At 45.5% G+C, this 16,853-nt stretch carries 14 protein-coding genes; 11 read left to right on the top strand and 3 right to left on the bottom strand.

The window, feature by feature from the left end:
• Positions 1-2 precede the first annotated feature (2 nt).
• From J8Z23_RS00835 to J8Z23_RS00825, 3 genes are read right to left on the bottom strand one after another with little or no spacing between them, the layout of a single operon-like run.
• Positions 3-1,829: an extracellular solute-binding protein gene (locus tag J8Z23_RS00835; protein WP_258652350.1), complete on the bottom strand. Its 1,827-nt coding sequence runs from the start codon at positions 1,827-1,829 to the stop codon at positions 3-5.
• Between the two features lie 38 nt (positions 1,830-1,867).
• A complete protein-coding gene (locus J8Z23_RS00830) occupies positions 1,868-2,911 on the bottom strand; it encodes an ABC transporter permease (RefSeq protein WP_006741815.1) in 1,044 nt (347 codons plus the stop codon).
• A gap of 1 nt (position 2,912) precedes the next feature.
• Entirely contained in the window at positions 2,913-3,938 is a 1,026-nt protein-coding gene (locus J8Z23_RS00825) for an ABC transporter permease subunit (protein ID WP_005394935.1), read from the bottom strand.
• 820 nt (positions 3,939-4,758) lie between these two features.
• Between J8Z23_RS00825 and J8Z23_RS00820 the strand changes: the two genes are divergently transcribed.
• From J8Z23_RS00820 to trmH, 11 genes are all read left to right on the top strand, one after another.
• Entirely contained in the window at positions 4,759-7,359 is a 2,601-nt protein-coding gene (locus J8Z23_RS00820) for a TonB-dependent receptor plug domain-containing protein (protein ID WP_237284737.1), read from the top strand.
• Between the two features lie 65 nt (positions 7,360-7,424).
• The gene (locus tag J8Z23_RS00815; RefSeq protein WP_104971145.1) at positions 7,425-8,189 is read left to right on the top strand and encodes a DUF3450 domain-containing protein; all 765 of its coding nucleotides are present in this window, start codon (positions 7,425-7,427) and stop codon (positions 8,187-8,189) included.
• A 3-nt stretch (positions 8,190-8,192) separates the two neighbouring features.
• The gene (locus tag J8Z23_RS00810; RefSeq protein WP_005394940.1) at positions 8,193-9,554 is read left to right on the top strand and encodes a MotA/TolQ/ExbB proton channel family protein; all 1,362 of its coding nucleotides are present in this window, start codon (positions 8,193-8,195) and stop codon (positions 9,552-9,554) included.
• A gap of 9 nt (positions 9,555-9,563) precedes the next feature.
• Positions 9,564-10,091, top strand: a complete 528-nt coding sequence (locus J8Z23_RS00805; RefSeq protein ID WP_005379363.1) for a MotA/TolQ/ExbB proton channel family protein — start codon at positions 9,564-9,566, stop codon at positions 10,089-10,091.
• A 25-nt stretch (positions 10,092-10,116) separates the two neighbouring features.
• A complete protein-coding gene (locus J8Z23_RS00800; protein WP_005379359.1) occupies positions 10,117-10,524 on the top strand; it encodes an ExbD/TolR family protein in 408 nt (135 codons plus the stop codon).
• Between the two features lie 4 nt (positions 10,525-10,528).
• Positions 10,529-11,161, top strand: coding sequence for an energy transducer TonB (locus J8Z23_RS00795; RefSeq protein WP_006741809.1), 633 nt, complete (start codon positions 10,529-10,531; stop codon positions 11,159-11,161).
• A gap of 9 nt (positions 11,162-11,170) precedes the next feature.
• Positions 11,171-12,394, top strand: a complete 1,224-nt coding sequence (locus tag J8Z23_RS00790; protein ID WP_047009404.1) for a tetratricopeptide repeat protein — start codon at positions 11,171-11,173, stop codon at positions 12,392-12,394.
• Between the two features lie 285 nt (positions 12,395-12,679).
• A complete protein-coding gene (gmk, locus tag J8Z23_RS00785) occupies positions 12,680-13,303 on the top strand; it encodes a guanylate kinase (RefSeq protein ID WP_005394946.1) in 624 nt (207 codons plus the stop codon).
• 181 nt (positions 13,304-13,484) lie between these two features.
• The gene (gene rpoZ / locus J8Z23_RS00780) at positions 13,485-13,757 is read left to right on the top strand and encodes a DNA-directed RNA polymerase subunit omega (RefSeq protein WP_005379346.1); all 273 of its coding nucleotides are present in this window, start codon (positions 13,485-13,487) and stop codon (positions 13,755-13,757) included.
• A 39-nt stretch (positions 13,758-13,796) separates the two neighbouring features.
• On the top strand, positions 13,797-15,917 hold the full coding sequence (gene spoT, locus J8Z23_RS00775) for a bifunctional GTP diphosphokinase/guanosine-3',5'-bis pyrophosphate 3'-pyrophosphohydrolase (RefSeq protein WP_005394948.1): 2,121 nt from the start codon (positions 13,797-13,799) through the stop codon (positions 15,915-15,917).
• A 52-nt stretch (positions 15,918-15,969) separates the two neighbouring features.
• Positions 15,970-16,653, top strand: coding sequence for a tRNA (guanosine(18)-2'-O)-methyltransferase TrmH (trmH, locus tag J8Z23_RS00770; protein ID WP_047009403.1), 684 nt, complete (start codon positions 15,970-15,972; stop codon positions 16,651-16,653).
• The last annotated feature ends 200 nt before the right edge of the window (positions 16,654-16,853 follow it).

Genomic DNA, 16,853 nt, shown 5'->3' with positions numbered 1-16,853 from the left:
CCTTACAGCTTATAAGTGTCATCTACGGCGACGACAGGTTCAAAAGCTTTGCCTGATTTCATCGCTTGTTTGGTTTCTTTCTTGATATCGCTATCAATCCAGTAAGTGCCATCCCCTATGATGCCACCACTGAACAACGCCTCTGTCATGCGATTCATTGGCTTATCAGGAAACTTTAGCCAGCGCCAGTGACCGTAGCGGACATAAGGAATCATGTAGCCTGTTACGATAACGTGCGCATCAATGATGTCACGCTGAATCTCATGACCTAGCTGGATCTTTTTATCCATATCCATGCTAAAACGATACTCGATGATCTTTTCATCCAGCTCTGGCGTGCTGTAGTTTGTGAAAGAGTTAGTTTGCGGCTTGTTCGCATTGACTGAATGGAAGTACTCCCAATACGTTGGGATCTCGGACGTACCCATATCTAAGAAAGCCAAATCGTGCTTTTTCTCACGGACGTATTTGAACATGGATGAGCCATCAACCAACTTGAGCTCAATATCCAACCCTGCTAGCTTGGCTTGCTCACGCAAAAAAGCAATACGAGGAGTATGAACAGGTGTTCCGTAGGTCAGCTCGAAGCTTAAACGCTCACCTTTATCATTGACACGAATACCATCGGAACCAATTTTGTTAAAGCCTGCGGCTTCGAATGCCTCGGCCGCTTTTGCGGGGTCAAATTTCGGTGCTTTCGCGTCTGGTAGGGTGTATTTACCATGGCCATAACCCGTCGGATTTGGCTTACGGGAGTAGTCACCACGCATGATATTCTCAATCATGCCATCAAAATCAATTGCGTAAGTAATGCCCTTGCGAACGTTTAAATCATCCAGTAAAGGCATCGCGGTGTTCATCCATACGCCGCCCGCACCGACTGGAAATTGGTTGTAACCCCAGAACTTTTGAATGTAGCCTTTTTGGTACGGTTCTGTGTTCGATTTATCGTGCCATAGACTTGGCAGAACCAGACCAAATGCATCCAACTTACCCTTTTCAAAATGCTTCATCGCAATATCGCTATCGCGGATCACCGTGATGCGAATCTTGTCGACATTGTAGCGATTTTGGTAGTACTTATTGCTGTAACCCCACCAATCTTCACCAACATGTTTGAAAGTCACACTCCTACCTTTTTTGATATCATCTAGGTAGTACGCACTGGTCGTTGGTTCACTCTTAAAGTTGTAGTAACGGACAAAGTTGTCGTGAATACCATCACCATTTTCGTCCTTTGAAGGATTGGCATAAAAGTGTGCGGGACGTGGGCGTAAAGCCCCCATTCTTAGCAACAATTCTTCCGGATTGAACTCTTTCGCGGCCTTAACAGCAAACGTATGAGCGTCGTACTTAATAACGTCCGCAATGGTTTTGTTGTAATAATCGTTGTACCAAGGCTCTAGGATATCCTTAGAACGATAAAACTTAAGCATGAATACAAAATCGTCGGCAGTCACAGGCTTGCCGTCCGACCATTTAGCTTCTGGGTTGAGTTTGAAATAGACGGTTTTATTGTCGCCAGCTAACGCCCACTCATTAGCAAGTTCAGGGATGAACTCTAAAGTGTCTGGGTGGCGAACCACCAATCCAGGGGTTTCATCCAAGATAAAGGAACGCAACCCCGCATTAGCGTCTGGGCCAACACTACGTAACGTCTGTGGAAAACTTGACATGAAGGTGCGATAGGTCCCTCCACGTTTCGCTTCAGGCGAACCATATTGAGGCTCATCCCAGTTTGTTTGCCAGTTTAAGTCCGTCGGAAGCGTTGCTGACATTGCACCAAAACTCAGGGCGCTCAGCGTGGACGCTAAAAATAATTTCTTCATAAAACTTCCCTTTTTTATGTTTTGCTCACAATGCTCGCTTAAACATAGCGTGTGAATTTTTTCGGGTCGAAGGCCGCTCGAATGGCTTCACCAATAAAGGTCACCATTACCAACACGAGTACAATTGACGTCACCACTGAGGCAACAATCCATGGCGAGTCTAGGTTAGATTTACCTTGTTGTAGCAGTTCCCCCCAACTTGGCGTTGGTGGCATCAGACCTAAACCTAGATAATCCAAAGCGGTCAGCGCAGTGATGTTTGCTGCAATAGTGAACGGCGCCAATGTCACAATCATTACCATCGTATTCGGTAGGATGTGATTAAACAAAATACGTCCCGTCGATGCCCCTAAAGCACGTGCCGCCATTACGTATTCTCGCGCCGCTTCCTTATAGGTCATGGTCCGCATGTACCATGTCATACCCATCCAGGTGAAAAGCACGTTAATAGCGACAAAGAGAGCGAACGTCGGTTGAACGATTGAGACAAGAATCATAATGACGTACAAAAACGGTACCATTGACCAGATTTCGATAAGTCGCTGTACAAACAAGTCAAATTTACCGCCCCAAAAACCCATAGCACAACCAACTGCGGTACCAATCGCGTAGGAAATTGCCATAGTGAGCAACGCAAATCCCATTGCCGTTCTAAAGCCGTAGACAAGTCGCGCCAAAATATCGCGACCTATCACATCTGTACCTAAATAATGCTTGTTTTCGGCACTAGGCGCTGTTGGCGGGAAATCACCACTAAAATCTTGTTCATATGGGTTCCATGGCACAAGCGGCAAAATAACAAAGTTGTCGCCCCCTTCGGCCTCAAACGCTTTTTGCAGCACGCGATAATCCGCTTCGCTGGATGACTCTTGGCCGAATTCACTGCCTAAACGGACATCACTGACAACAGGAAAATAGTAGCTACCATCGTACTTGACGACTAGCGCTTTACTATTAATCAGAAGCTCAGCAAAGAGCGATAGGATCAACATGATTGAGAGAATGACAAACGACCAATAGCCTCGTTTGATCTCTTTAAAGTGGCGAATTTTCTTTTGAGTTAATGGACTAACTTTAATCATGTTACGCTCCAAACTTCACACGTGGGTCGACTAAAGCAACACAAATATCTGAAATAATGTTACCAATGAGCAGCAACAGCGCATTAATGGCGACAATACCCATAACAACAGGGTAATCACGCTCCATGATTGATTCGTAACCCAATAAACCAATGCCATCAATATTGAAGATAACTTCAATCAGGAAGGCACCAGTCATGAAGAACAACAAAGAGTTACCAAAGTGACTCGCGATTGGGATTAAGCTGTTACGCAACGCGTGCTTACGAACCGCCTTTTTGAAAGGTAAGCCCTTCGCGATAGCTGTACGGATATAGTCTGAAGAAAGGTTTTCCATCAGGTTGTTTTTCATCGTCATTGTCAGTGTTGCAAAGTCGCCAATGAGGTAACAGATTAAAGGCAACACCGCGTGCCACATGATGTCCTTGGCGCGTTCAAAGAAAGTTTCGTAATCGTCGAAGTCATCGCCGACAAAGCCTCCCATCGGAAACCATTCCAAGTGATAACTAAATAGCGTAATGAGCAATACACCCACCACATAGCCAGGCAAGGCATAGCCCACAAAGATGAGTATTGAAGAAGCGGAATCAAACACAGAGCCGTGCTTGAGCGCCTTGTAATAACCAAGAGGGATCGAGATAAAATAACTGATAAAAAAGGTCATGCCGCCATAAAATAACGACACAGGTAAACGCTCTGCAATCATGTCAGAGACAGGTTCGTAGTAACGTGTTGACTCACCAAGGTCTAGCACGACCAAGCGACTTAGCCACTCCACATATGCTTCTGTCACTGGCTTATCCAGACCGTAAAACGCATTTAGCTCTGCGATTTGATCATCAGAAAGGGCGGTATTGCCACCAGCAGACGTCATTGATGCGGCACCATCCCCTTGAGACTGCATTTGTGACAACATGCGTTCAACAGGTCCGCCCGGCACGAAACGAGTGATAGCAAAGATAAGAATAGTTATCCCGAGAAACGTTGGTATCACCAACGCCAAACGGCGTAAAAAGTACGACAGCATATACAACTTGCTCCTTGTCTACTGTCCAGTTCAGGCGGAGTGAAAGAGGAAGTTCCCCGCCTAAAGTGGTGCATATTTATCTCGTAGTAACTAAAACTGTTGAAACACACTCCCTGCGTTTCAAGAACCAGACTTTTCTACTACTGCAATAATTTCAGCGTCATATTTATCTTGAATCCACATCAGCTTCAAGTGTTTGAAACCAAAACATGACAAACTTCCTCCGAAGTCGAAAAACAGAAATGTTTTTGTAAAAAATTATAAAAAACCACAAAAATAATTCACACAGAATATCAATCTAGGCTGTTTAGAGCCAAAACCCTACATAAAAATGCAAATACATGGAATAAATAGACATATCCACCACATGTATATTTGACCTAAAAATACGAGTGAGCCCTTTTACAGCAATGGGTATCATATTTTGATACCACCCTATAAGTTCGAGTCACCAAAGTATGGATTCGATATAAAACTCATCTCAGAACAATTCACTGGAAAAATATCTTTTTTCAGATTCAATTACCCACTAAAAAACCATAGGCAAGATAAGTCATTAAAGTTTATAAGAAACACAAAATACGGTGTTTTATTGAAATTTGATGTCGCCTTGGCAAGGCTATTTAGTTTTTTATTCCGCGTTTTAAACCAACCCTGGTTATTTACATCTTTTTTACATTTAAGCATCCCCGTTTACCACTGGTTTGACTTCCTTTTTTCATCTCGGTTATACATTGGCCGAACGTTAACGAAATATTAACGTCACAATTGGCCGCTATGCGGCCAGACATAGGAAATAATAATAATCGGAGCAACAAGGATGTATAAAAACACAACCGCTTTATCTGTTGCGATAAGCCTTGCGTTGGGGACAGCAGCAGTCGTAGCCCCAGCAACAGCACTGGCAGAAGAGCAACAAGTTGAAAAACTTCAAAAGATGAAAGTTACTGGTTCGCGTATCTCCACGACGGATATGGAAGGTCCTTCACCAGTTACTGTTATTAATAGTAAAGATATTGAATCTAAAGGTTTTAACAGCGCGCAAGACGTGTTGAACAGTTTGACTCAAAACACCGGTGGTGTAATGGCTCAAACGAACTCTTTCTCATTCACACCTGCAGCACAGTCAGTCAACTTACGTGGTCTTGGCGCTTCACGCACATTGATTCTTATCGATGGTCGTCGCCTTCCTCAATACCCACTGGCTCAAGATGGCACATCTAACTTCCAAGACATTGGTCAAATCCCTGTTGCCGCTATCGAGCGTGTTGAAGTAATGACTGATTCAGGTTCCGCTATCTACGGCTCCGACGCGATCGGCGGTGTCGTAAACTTCATTTTAAAGAAAGACTTTGATGGCGTTTCTGTAAAAGTACGTGCGGGTGACGCAACAGATGGTGGCTACCAAAATGGCCGTTTAGACGTTGTTGCAGGTAAAGATTTTGACGATAAACGTATTCTCTTCGTTGGCCAATTTGCGGGCAACGAAATGCTTAAACAATCTGACCGAGATGATTGGGCTGGCGATGACGGTTCAAGCCGTTCTCAGCTAAGTGGTTACTCTAGCTACGGTGCAAACTTTGAAGGCGCAAACGGAACACTTCTAACACCCGCTGATGCTGGTTCTTCATGTAAAGAAGTCGTTGGTGATGCCGCTATTGAACGAGCGGATGGCAAGTGTGGTGTTAACCGCTCTGCATACCGAACGTTGAAACCAGAGAACAAACAAGTAGACCTGCTTTTACGCGGTGAAATGGACATTAACGACAATGTTACTGCCATGGCAGAAGCCCGTTTTGGCTACAAATCTACAGAATCTGAATTCGAACCTAACCCTTACAGTGTCGAAGTTGATGCCACTCACTTCCGCGGCGAAGGTGAATACACTCGCCGTATGGTCGAATTTGGCCCACGCGAAAGTAACACTGAAGCCGATTCTTTTGGCTTAACCTTAGGCTTGAACGGCCTGCTTGCTGATACGTATGATTGGGACCTATCAGCTGGTTACTCAGAGCAAAGCGTTGAAACAAGCAACCCAGCAATCTACCTAACTCTTGATCAAGCCGTACAAAATGGCGATGTCGATCTTCTAGGGCCTATCTCTCAAGACGTTGTAAACAAATACAGCGGCACATCAAGCAAAGAAGCCTACTCAAAGCTTTACTCTGTTAACGGCTCACTGGCTGGTGATTTGGTTGAACTGCCTGCTGGTATGTCTGGCTTTGCTGTTTATGGTGAATGGAACCGTACTGACTACAATGAAACGATTGATGCGACAACAGCAGCTGGTGGTTTCTCTGGTCTAGGCGGAACATCAGGTGGCGGTGACCGTGATCAGATTGGTCTTGGTGTCGAAGCCCTAATTCCTATCATTGAAGATTTGGAAATGACTGTCGCTGGTCGTTATGACCACTACTTCGACGACTCGGCAACAGGCGGAGCCTTCACTCCTAAAGTCGCACTAGCATACCGTCCTACTGACACTCTATTGCTTCGTGGTAGCTACGGTCTAGGTTTCCGAGCTCCTGACTTGAAACGACTATTTGGCGATCAAACTCGAGGCTTTGGTTCTGGTTTTGACCCTGTGCTTTGTGCCAACGCTGGTGGTAGCGGCCCACAAGATAAAGATAAGTACCCAGAGTGTGATACTCAATACTTCGATACGCTTAACGGCCCTAACTCTGAGCTGAAAGAAGAAACAAGTACAAACATTAACTTGGGTCTAGCTTGGGAACCTGTGGATGACCTTGGCGTAACCGTTGACTGGTACCACATCAAGATGGAAGACGTCGTAACAGCACCAACTTACCAAGACGTAATTAACGATCCAGGTAAATACCCAGGCACAGAAGTAGTTCGTAATACAGACGGTACAATCAAGTCCGTATCTTACGGCCCAGTCAACCAGTCATATGAAGAGCGTTCTGGTGTCGACCTTGCTGTGAAATATGCTTACGACACTAATGAGTTCGGTTCATTCAATACGCGCGTAGCTGTAACTAAGATCTTGATTGCTGAATATCAAGAAAACGACAGTGAGCCAGTAACGGATGAAAGAGATTTCATGCCTGAATACACCGCAACGTTAAACCTTGGCTGGGCATACGAAGATGTCGCTATCAACCTATTTGGTAAATACCGTGACCGTATGTGTTCAAGCTATGCGAACCGTTACTACTTTGATGACTGTGACTCTGCTAAGAAAGCTGGTTACAAAGCAGAAATCGCTAGCATGACAACATGGAACCTAACGGCTTCTTACCAATTCAACGAGAGTGGTCGTGTAACTCTTGGTGCTATTAACATGTTTGACAAGGTACCGCCTGCCGATCCTCTAAATGATACCTCTCCATTCTATGCAACTGGATATGACGATCCAATCGGCCGTCAGCTTTACATCGAGGCATCATACGACTTCTAAAAAATATTTGGCGCGGGTTTTCCGCGCCCTTTTCGACTGACTAAAACACTGACAAGGATGCAACCATGAAATTCAAGGAATTTGGTCTCAGTGCCATAGCTGCAGCATTGCTTACTATCAGTAGTAGCTCTGTAGCGGCCAACTCTGGTGCTGTCGTTTCCACACAAGCAAAAGCAAATCAATCTTCAGAAGCTTCGCAACAAAAAATCGACAACTATGCCGAAAGCACTGAAGGCATGTTGGCAGAATACAAAGGCTTACTTCGTCAAATCGACAGTATGAAAGTCTACAACGAGCAAATTAACCGTATGGTTCAATCGCAGCAAGGCGAGTTGGACTCATTAAATAACCAAATTGCTCAAATCGATCAAACGGCAACAGAAGTGGTGCCACTTACATTAAAAATGATCGATGCACTCGACGAATTTGTGACTCTCGATCTGCCTTTCCAGAAAAAAGAGCGTAATAAGCGAGTTCAAGAACTGCGTCGTCTCATGGATCGCGCCGACGTAACAACTTCAGAGAAATTCCGTAAAGTGATGGAAGCGTACCAAATTGAAGAAGGCTTCTCTCGCTCAATCGAATCTTACAAAGCTAGCCTAGACCGAAATGGTGAAACCGTGACTTACGATTTCCTACGTATTGGTCGCACAGCACTTCTATTCCAATCTCCAGACGGTGGTGAGACAGGTATGTGGAACCAACAAACACGTCAGTGGGAAACATTACCGGAAAGCTACCGTATCGCGGTACAGCAAGGCCTTCGTATCGCGAAGAAGCAAGCGCCACCAGCGCTAATCAAACTGCCTGTATTTGCTGGGGAGGAATAAGAGATGAAAGGATTCAAAACTCTAGCCGCTGGCCTACTAGCGAGCTTATTTATGGTTTCTGGCGTACAAGCAGAAGCGCCTAAAAACTTATCTGAACTACTTAAAAACGTAAAATCAGAAAGCATCGTTGAGTCGAAAGAGAACAAAGCCCGTGAAGCTGAGTTCAAGAACAATCGCGATAAGCAAGCGGCATTATTGCAACAAGCTCGCGAAGAGTTAGCTGCGCAGCAAGCACTGGGCGATCAACTTAAAGCAACATTTGATGAAAACGATAAGCAGCTAACTGAACTAACAGAAACCCTACGTGTTCGCTCTGGTACTTTGGGCGAAATGTTTGGTGTGGTCCGCCAGTATGCGGGAGAGTTTAAGGGCTTATTTGCAGCCTCTCAAAACGCTGTTCAGTTCCCAGAGCGTGACGCTCTACTAACGAAACTGGCTGAAAGTAAAGAACTGCCGTCAACACAAGAGCTAGAAGCTTTCTGGCATACCATTCTTCAACAAGTGGTTGCTTCTGGCGAGACAGCAACAACCCAAGCAACGGTTGTTTATGGCGAAGGTAAAGAAGCGGTTCGCGATGTCACTCTTGTCGGTGAATTTAACGCGATTGCCGATGGTAAGTACGTCACTTATGTACCTCAAACAGGTAAGTTTGAAGAACTCTCTCGACAGCCTCGCACCAATATTACACGTCATGTTGCAGGCTTTGAATCAGCGTCAAACAGCTATGAACCACTGTTTATTGACCCATCCCGTGGTGTCATTTTGTCTCTACTTGTGCAAAGTCCTACCGTTCAAGAACGTATTGATCAAGGTGGCATCGTAGGCTACGTCATTCTAGGTATGGGTGCAGTTGGCGCTATCATTGCTCTAATTTGCTTCCTACGTCTTCAAGTGATTGGCGGCAAAATGCGTAAGCAAGCGAAATCAGAAACCGTGATTCCTGGCAACCCATTGGGTGAAGTTATCCAAGCTTACCAAGAGCACAAAGGTGACAACCTTGAAGATCTGGAAGCGAAGCTGGACGAAATCATTCTACGTAATGCTCCAAGCATTGAGCGCTTCATCAGCTCAATTAAGCTTTTTGCTTCTGTAGCGCCTCTACTTGGTCTACTGGGTACGGTAATGGGTATGATCGGCACATTCCAAGCCATTACTCTGTTCGGTACCGGCGATCCTAAACTGATGGCTGGCGGTATTTCTGAAGCTCTTGTTACCACTATGCTAGGTCTGGTTGTCGCAATTCCATTGCTGTTCCTTTACACCATCGTACACAGCAAAGGTCGTCGTTTGGTTCAAACTCTTGAAGAACAGAGTGCAGGCTTCATCGCTCGCTATCAGGAAAAACTGCATAAAGCCGAAAGCTAAGGAGGCGTTATGTGGTGGTTAGTTGGAGAACTTGAATCAATTAGGCGCTTCTTGGGAATGGGTGGCGATGTACTCGTCGCCATCTTCATCCTCAGCTTTATGCTGTGGGCAGTATTGTTAGAACGTTGGTTCTATTTTGCTGCCGTCGCTCCAAAAGCCATGAAAAAAGCCGTTGGCTCATGGCAAGGGCGCTCAGAGCATCAAAGTTGGAACGCTAAGATGATCCGACAAGAAATCGTTTCTCGTCAGGATATTGAGAATAAAAAGGGACTACCAATCGTGAAAGTATTGATTGCACTCTGTCCCCTACTGGGTCTACTCGGCACCGTTGTCGGCATGATCCAAGTATTCGACATCTTAGCGGTAACAGGAACAGGAAGCCCTCGAGCAATGGCCTCGGGGATCTCAAAGGCAACAATCCCAACTTTAGCCGGGATGGTGGCTTCTCTATCAGGACTGTTCTTTAGTTCACGTCTTGATCATTTAGCCAAAGTCACAACGCAAAAGCTGGAAGATAAGCTAAAGCATATTGCCTGAGTAAATGGAATTAGAGGTATAGGTCATGAAAAGACGCTATAGCAGTGATAGCAGTGATGAAACCGCTATCGATATGACACCGATGCTCGACATCGTATTTATCATGTTGATCTTCTTTATCGTAACAACATCGTTCGTAAAAGAAGCAGGTCTAGAAGTAAACCGTCCGACGGCAAGCTCAGCGCAAACCGTTAAGAAAGGTAACATCATGGTCGCAGTTGGTGCGGCGGGTGATGTTTGGGTTGATAAACGCCGCATCGAAGTGGACGCGGTTCGCGCGAATATTGAACGTCTTCGTGCAGAAAGTCCTGATGGCGCAGTTGTTATCCAAGCCGACACTGAAGCAAATGCTGGCGTAGTCGTGAAGGTTATGGACCAGATCAAAATGGCAGGTGTAGAAAGCATCTCCATTGCCGCAACCAATAAGGATTAAGCTTATGCGGTATCTGGCCTCAATTGCACTGGCGCTCATTGTCTCCCTCGGGTTGTTCTGGGGGATGGACAAGCTAGTAAACAAAGAGCGCCACGAGTTAGTGTCGAATGATGACCTGCGTATGGTCGAGTTTATTCGCATTAAACCAGAAGAAAAAATACAGGAGAAAAAACGCGAACTTCCAAAACCACCACCACCTAAGCGTCCGCCGCCGCCGCCAGAAATGAAAGTGACAGCGACAGTAAAACCGGTGATGGAGCAGACCCCAATGGATATGCCAAAACTTGACCTACCCGTAAATGTTACAGGTGGCTCGGTGCTTGGACATTATAGCCAGGGTGGAGGTGCACAATTAGCGGGTAGCGGAGGTCCGACCCCTCTTGCAACATTCCAGCCTCAAATGCCTAGAAAGGCTGCGAAAGCAGGAATTGAAAAAGGGGTTGTCTTACTAGAGTTTACTGTAAATGCACGTGGTGCCGTAGAGGACATCAAAGTTCTTAAAGAGCAACCACGACGCTTAGGCCTCGGTCGAGCGGCAAGAAAAACAGTCTCTAAATGGACATTTAAACCAAAATTGGTTGACGGGAAACCTGTTAGCTCGCGCCTATCGCAAGAAATAGAGTTCTCAACCAATTAAGGAGTCACGATGAAAAGTTTATGGAAAAGCAAAGTGGCTTCTTTAATTCTCTTCGCAGGAGTGGCATTTGCCGCTCCTACGATGGCAAAAGAAGCTCCTCAGTTATCAGATCGGACATTTCGAACCGTCAACAAAGTGCAAGAGTTGATCGCAACTGAAAAATATTCAGCGGCGAAAGAAAAACTAGCAAGCGCTTTAGAAAGCACAAGTTCGAAAAAATACGACCGAGCAGTTTTACTTCAGCAAACGGGCTTTTTGTATTCGCTACAAGACAACTATGTGCAAGCCGCGAAATACTTTGCCGAAGCATTAAAGCTCGATGCGCTTCCCGTTCCAGTCGCTCAACAAGTTCGCTACAGCTTGGCTCAACTTTACCTAGCTGAAGAGAAGTACACGTTGTCTGTGAAAACGATGAAGGAATGGTTCAAAGTTGCAGAAACAACCAAAGAGAAGCCTCAAGCTCATGCTTATATCACGTTAGCAAGCGCTTATGTCCAGTTGGAAGATTACAGAAATGCAATCCCACCAACCAAAAAAGCAATTGCGATGAGCAAGAGCCCAAGTGAGTCTTGGTACTTAATTCTCGTTGCCTCTCACTACGAGTTAGGACAGCTGAAAAGCGTTGCCAGTGTGCTTAAAACCCTTACTTCAAAGTACCCTCAGAAAAAGCGTTACTGGATGCAACTTTCTGGCGTTTATATGGAGTTGGGTCAAGAGCAAAACTCTTTAGCAACCTTAGAAATGGTTTACAAAATGGGGAAACTGGAAGGAGAGAAAGAGTACTTACGTTTTGTAAACTTCTTAGCTTACCAAGGTATTCCATATAAAGCGGCCAAAACTCTTGAGAAGGAGATGGCATCTGGAAACATTGAAAAGACGAAGGAAAACTATGATCGCTTGGCCAGCTTCTGGCAGCAAGCTAAAGAGCTAGATAAATCGATTCTCGCTTATAAAAAGTCATATAACATCGCTCCTTCTGCTAAAACGCAAATTCAGATTGCTCGCTTAATGGTACAAGACAAGCAGTATTCTGAAGCGACTCGCTTTGTAGAAAACGCAGCATCGAATGCCTCTAAAGAGCAAAAGGCAGAACTTGAATACATTCGCGGAATGGCCTATTTCGAGCTTAAACAGCCACAAAAGGCCTTACAGGCAATGAAAGGCGCGGCTCAATCGCCAAAATTTAGGTCTACCGTTAGCCCTTGGATAAATTTCCTAGAATCCCAAGGATAATTTGAAGATTAAGTGTGAGTCAGTCGCACGCCTGGGGAAGTGAAAGCTTCCCCTTTTTTCGTTTGTTTGTGCGCACGCGAGCTCTTTTCAACATTTAAGTAAGACGAAAAGATCAACTGGTAACAAAATAGAGATCATGATACTCTTCGCCTCCATTTTTCTGGCGGGATTATCACCAATATCCATCCCTTTGGTGGTTGATTTATCATTGCCAGTGCTATCGTTATAAGAATGTCGGACTTTCCTTCGGCACTCAATCAATCCAATCAAAAGTGGAACAGTACAATGGGCAAAGGTACTCTCTATATCGTATCTGCACCTAGCGGCGCAGGTAAATCTAGCTTGATCTCAGCGATGTTGGAACGCAATCCAACCTACGCAATGAAAGTGTCTGTGTCTCATACCACGCGTAACATGCGACCTGGTGAAGAAAATGGTGTCCACTACCATTTTGTAGCGAAAGATGAGTTTGAAGCCCTGATCGCTAAAGGTGATTTCCTAGAATACGCTGAAGTGTTTGGTAATTATTACGGCACCTCTCGTGTGTGGATTGAAGAAACGCTAAATAAAGGTATCGACGTTTTTCTAGATATCGACTGGCAAGGCGCACGCCAAATCCGTGAGCAAATGCCAGAAGCCAAAAGCATCTTCATTCTGCCACCATCAAACGGTGAACTAGAGCGTCGCTTGAACACTCGTGGTCAAGATAGCGATGAAGTGATCGCAAAACGTATGGCTGAAGCCAAGTCAGAAATCTCCCATTACAGCGAGTACGACTACGTGATCGTAAACGACGATTTTGATACCGCTTTGATGGACTTTAAAGCCATCTTGCGTGCAGAGAGATTGAAGGAAGAAAAGCAAGCTGCTAAATATAAAGGTATGCTTGACGCGTTGTTAGCAGAGTAACTTCAAAAAAGTCACGCTGTAAAACATAAAGAATTTCTCGTTTTTTGCTCAGTGCGAAAAACACAATAAACTACCTGAGAAAGTCCACAAACGGTGGCTTGTCTAATTGCTAGTAAATAAAGTAGTTAGGTTGTATACTTTCTCGTCATTCTAAAATTTTAGTTAACTATTTGGAGTCCTCATGGCACGCGTAACTGTTCAAGACGCTGTTGAAAAAGTTGGCAACCGTTTCGACCTAGTACTGATTGCGGCTCGCCGCGCTCGTCAAATGCAAACTGGCGGTAAAGATGCACTAGTGCCAGAAGAGAACGATAAGCCAACGGTTATCGCTCTACGCGAAATCGAAGAAGGTTTAATTACTAAAGAAGTTCTAGACGCTCGTGAACGTCAAGAACAGCAAGAGCAAGAAGCGGCAGAGCTAGCGGCAGTAAGCAGCATCGCTCACAACCGTTAATTCTGACTTTAGAATTCAACAACCTCCCGGGCCTATAATTTGTATCTATTCGATAGCCTCAAAGACGTTGCCCAAGAATACCTAACAGAGCCTCAGATTGAGGCTCTGCGTCAATCTTATGTGGTAGCGAGAGATGCCCATGAAGGGCAAACCCGCTCTAGCGGTGAACCATACATCATCCACCCTGTCGCTGTGGCTCGTATCTTGGCCGAAATGCGCCTTGATATCGAAACCCTCCAAGCTGCTTTGCTGCATGACGTCATTGAAGACTGTGATGTAACTAAAGAAGATCTCGAAGAGAAATTCGGCAACACTGTCGCAGAATTGGTTGATGGTGTATCTAAACTGGACAAACTCAAATTCCGCGATAGGAAAGAGGCTCAGGCTGAGAACTTTCGTAAGATGGTTCTGGCCATGGTGCAAGATATCCGCGTCATTCTGATCAAACTGGCTGACCGCACGCACAACATGCGTACGCTTGGCGCGCTTCGACCAGATAAAAAACGTCGTATTGCTCGTGAAACGTTAGAGATTTACGCGCCACTCGCTCATCGTCTTGGTATTCACAATATCAAAACCGAACTCGAAGAGCTGGGCTTTGAAGCGCTATATCCCAACCGCTACCGCGTACTAAAAGAAGTGGTAAAAGCGGCACGCGGCAATCGTAAAGAGATGATCCAACGCATTCACAGCGAAATAGAAGGCCGTCTGCAAGATTTTGGCTTGAATGCTCGCGTCGTTGGTCGTGAGAAAAACCTGTTCTCTATCTACAACAAGATGAAAACCAAAGAACAGCGCTTTCACACCATCATGGATATCTATGCGTTCCGAGTCGTTGTTGATACCGCTGATACTTGTTATCGCGTTTTAGGCCAAGTACACAGCTTGTATAAGCCACGTCCTGGTCGCATGAAAGATTACATCGCGGTACCAAAGGCGAACGGCTATCAATCGCTACACACTTCCATGGTTGGCCCACACGGCGTACCTGTTGAAGTTCAGATCCGTACTGAAGATATGGATCAAATGGCGGACAAAGGTGTCGCAGCGCACTGGTCTTATAAAGACAAAGGCGACAAGTCTGGCACCACTGCGCAAGTGAAAGCTCAGCGTTGGATGCAAAGCCTGTTAGAGCTACAACAAAGCGCGGGTAACTCATTCGAATTCATTGAAAACGTAAAATCCGATCTTTTCCCAGATGAGATTTACGTCTTCACACCAAAAGGTCGTATCGTTGAATTGCCTTTAGGCGCAACGGCTGTCGACTTTGCCTATGCCGTACATACCGATGTAGGCAACTCTTGTGTTGGTGCTCGTGTTGACCGTAACCCTTACCCATTGAGTAAGGCATTGAAAAACGGTCAGACGGTGGAAATTATCAGTGCCCCTGGTGCGCGTCCGAATGCGGCATGGTTAAACTATGTCGTGACTTCTCGTGCCCGCACTAAGATTCGACAAGTACTGAAAACGATGCGTCGTGAAGAGTCGATTACTTTAGGTCGTCGCCTACTTAATCACGCACTTGGCCGCCACTCGATTGATTCAATTTATCCAGAAAATATCCAAGAAGTCTTGAATGATCTTCGCCTAGAAAGCATCGATGATTTATTGGCTGCTATTGGATTGGGTGAGTTGATGAGCATTGTTATCGCACGTCGTCTCCTTGGTGACACCGAAGAGCTCACGACAACAAGCTCAATCCCAACGGACTCGAAGAAGAAGCTTCCGATTCGTGGCGCAGAAGGCTTATTGCTGACGTTTGCAAATTGTTGTCATCCTATCCCAGATGATCACATTATTGCTCACGTATCGCCTGGTCGTGGTTTGGTTGTTCACCGAGAAACATGTCCGAACGTTCGTGGTTATCAGAAAGAGCCAGACCGTTATATGGCTGTCGCTTGGTCTGACGACTACGATAAAGAGTTCATTGCTGAACTTAAAGTCGACATGCTTAACAACCAAGGTGCTCTTGCAGAACTGACCAACGTGATCTCGAAAACAGGGTCAAACATTCATGGTCTTTCAACGGAAGAGCGTGATGGTCGTTTGTACACTGTGACTGTGCTGTTGACGACGAAAGATCGCGTCCACCTTGCTGGCATCATGCGTAAGATTAAGGCAATGCCTCAAGCAACCCGAGTCAGACGCAGAAAGAACTAACCTCTATCGCCACCTACTCTGTTAGGTGGCGATTTTTTATACCTCAATAAATATGAACCTAGAACGTTACAACCGCATTCACCAAGTCCTAAAAACTCGCCAAACTGATCTGACACTTTGTCTCGAAGAAGTACATAAGCCAAACAACGTCTCTGCCGTGATCCGCACCGCTGACGCGACAGGCTTACACAAAGTTCATGCCATTTGGCCTGACAAAATGCGTACACTGAGCCATACCTCAGCTGGCGCGCGTAACTGGGTTGAAGTGGATACTCACGATTCGATTGAAACTGCGATTACCGAACTTAAAGCGCAAGGTATGCAGGTTTTGGTGACCAACCTTTCGGACACCGCCGTCGACTTTCGCGAAATCGACTACACCAAACCAACGGCAATCATTTTAGGCAGCGAAAAAGTTGGCGCTTCAGAGCAAGCCAAACAACTTGCCGATCAAGACATAATTATCCCGATGGTAGGCATGGTGCAGTCACTAAACGTATCGGTTGCCAGTGCTGTAATTTTGTATGAAGCGCAACGTCAACGTGAAGCTGCAGGCATGTACGACCGAGAAGAAAGCGCTCTACCTAAAGAGACAATCAACCGTATTCTCTTTGAACGTGGCCACCCGGTGCTGGCAAAAGTCGCGAAACGCAAAAGGCTCGCTTACCCGCCACTCGATGACGAAGGCCAAATCATCGCCGATGATGCGTGGTGGCAAGAGATGCAAAGCAAGTAACAGACTTTCGTCATCCTGAACAGCGACGAAGGAGCGTGATTCAGGATCTAATTCCCGAGTGTGCTGATGCTGATAGTGTTAACTTCAACGACATACTTGTTGGAAATAGATTCCTGATGTCGCTAGGCTCCTCGGAATGACAGGTTATCAGTCAGATCATGACACGAACTAAAGCATGACTATTTTTTCCTGTACAAAAA

The sequence above is a fragment of the Vibrio sp. SCSIO 43086 genome (genome assembly GCF_051132235.1).
Taxonomy (GTDB): Bacteria; Pseudomonadota; Gammaproteobacteria; order Enterobacterales; family Vibrionaceae; genus Vibrio; species Vibrio diabolicus.
Note: the sequence above shows the minus strand (reverse complement) of the source record. Positions and strands in the feature narration are given on the sequence as shown.